This window comes from Proteiniphilum sp. UBA1028 (assembly GCF_002316955.1).
GTDB lineage: Bacteria > Bacteroidota > Bacteroidia > Bacteroidales > Dysgonomonadaceae > Proteiniphilum.
The window spans coordinates 342-1,623 of the sequence record NZ_DCEN01000060.1; the positions used below are offsets into that span (position 1 = coordinate 342).

General features: G+C 39.5%; 3 protein-coding genes. 1 reads left to right on the top strand and 2 read right to left on the bottom strand.

The window, feature by feature from the left end; translation table 11 throughout:
* Window positions 1-233 (bottom strand): nucleotidyl transferase AbiEii/AbiGii toxin family protein (locus tag B3Z75_RS10705; protein ID WP_294071421.1); only part of this gene is annotated, 233 nt, incomplete at its 3' end.
* 25 nt (window positions 234-258) lie between these two features.
* Window positions 259-837 carry a type IV toxin-antitoxin system AbiEi family antitoxin domain-containing protein gene (locus B3Z75_RS10710; RefSeq protein ID WP_294071424.1) on the bottom strand — a complete coding sequence of 193 codons (579 nt, stop codon included), beginning with the start codon at window positions 835-837 and terminating at the stop codon, window positions 259-261.
* Window positions 838-988: 151 nt separating this feature from the next.
* Between B3Z75_RS10710 and B3Z75_RS10715 the strand changes: the two genes are divergently transcribed.
* A partial coding sequence (locus B3Z75_RS10715; RefSeq protein WP_294071427.1) for a helix-turn-helix domain-containing protein occupies window positions 989-1,282 on the top strand: 294 nt, incomplete at its 3' end.

A 1,282-nucleotide genomic window follows, 5' to 3' on the forward strand; every position in this document is an offset into this window, starting at 1 on the left:
ACGATAATCGGACCGTAGAACTTCATTGCCTCGTCGAATATCTTACCCTGTTTCGATAGAATTTTTCGCACCTTTTCGTACACCGTTTTTTCTTTGGCAGGGTTGAGCAGGTTGAAATCCAAATCGACCGAAAAACGGGGCAGATCGTAAAAGAACATCAACGCCGTTCCGCCTTTGAAGCCAAGACAGTTTGCCAACTCAATATCTGAATAGATATCTTTGAGTATCTGCATCAGAAAAAATTTATGTTTGTTGATATTAACCATTGGCGAACAGCTTTTTCACTTTTGCCGTAAGTGTTTTTGATTGATATTCCGGCAAAAGTTGTATGATCAAATTTTTGTCAAGGGGGGCCAGGTTGTCGAAATAGTACTCCTTATTCAAATAGAGCATGTCCAGAAAGGCACGTTCAGGTGTAGCAATGTTTACATTACCGGTTTGGAGGATACCCTGTGTCACAATCAGGATTTCACCCTTGATTTTTCGATAGGCATAAATGCGGCCTTCGATATCCACACTCCGGCTTAAATAGCTGACGACGGTTATCCGTTCATCATATTGAAAGACAACGCCGGCCTTTTGCAGTACATATTCAAGCGAGATATAAGATGGAGTATAAAGCGTACAGGCCAACTCTTCGGGTTTATATCCGGGTTTGACGTAAATGCCCTTTCGTGGACGAAGCAGCTTGCCTTTGCGGACATGATAATTCAATCGCTCATTCAGCTTCTTGAATTCGCTCTCTCCGATGAGCATGGCAACATCGTTCAGCGTGAATACAGTTCGTGTATCGCTGAAAACAGACAAAATCAAGTCGTTATTTCGAGAACTATTCATTGGATTAATTTCAATGTTCAGTTCACAAAAATAAGGAATAATTTTGATTTTCCCAAATAATATTCAAAGACCAAATAAGCGTGAACGAGAATTAGCGCAGAAGTCATACATTTCTCTCATTTCCTCCATAAAACAATTAAAATTGGACCAGGTGGAAATAGAGATTAAGGAAACCAGAGAAAGAATTATTCTTCCTTTAAAAGCATTGAATTTATTAAGTGAAATACTCAAGGCAATGAGTCAGGGTAAACCCATTTCCATTGTACCTCTGGCTACCGAAGTCACTACTCAAAGTGCAGCTGAAATTTTAGGATGTTCAAGACCTTATCTAGTGAAATTGCTGGGGGAAGGGGGAATAGAATATACTAAAGTAGGCAAACATAGAAGAATTAAATATGAAGATGTGATGGACTACAAACAGAAAATGAAAAAGGAGCAGAAGCAG

What these genes read in the sequence shown, in the direction of transcription:
- B3Z75_RS10710 (WP_294071424.1), bottom strand. Translation starts at nt 837, where the DNA reads ATGAATAGTTCTCGAAATAACGACTTGATTTTGTCTGTTTTCAGCGAT.